This window comes from Cohnella sp. GbtcB17 (assembly GCF_019091135.1).
Taxonomy (GTDB): Bacteria; Bacillota; Bacilli; order Paenibacillales; family Paenibacillaceae; genus Cohnella.
The window spans coordinates 1-236 of record NZ_JAGXJW010000472.1 but is presented as its reverse complement, the minus strand read 5'-3'; the positions used below and the strand labels follow the sequence as shown (position 1 = coordinate 236).

Genomic DNA, 236 nt, shown 5'->3' with positions numbered 1-236 from the left:
GACGCCGTGGAGAGTCCCCCGGATCCGCGGCGTCTATCCTCGCTTATGCCCGACCTGATCGTGTTTCCCAGCTACCTGACGTCCTCGCAGTCGGGCGGGCTCGGCAGCGTCGCCCCGGCCTTCGAATTCGCCTGGGACGAGGGTGTGTACACGAGGCTTCGCCGGATGGGAGATCTGCTGGGCAGAAGAGAGGCGGCCGGACGCTGGGTCTCGGACCACGGAGCAAAGGCGAGGGA

The 236-nt window shown here is 67.4% G+C and carries 1 protein-coding gene; it reads left to right on the top strand.

Annotated elements, in window-relative coordinates:
- Positions 1-236 (top strand): substrate-binding domain-containing protein (locus tag KVT38_RS34190; protein ID WP_217598142.1); only part of this gene is annotated, 236 nt, incomplete at both ends.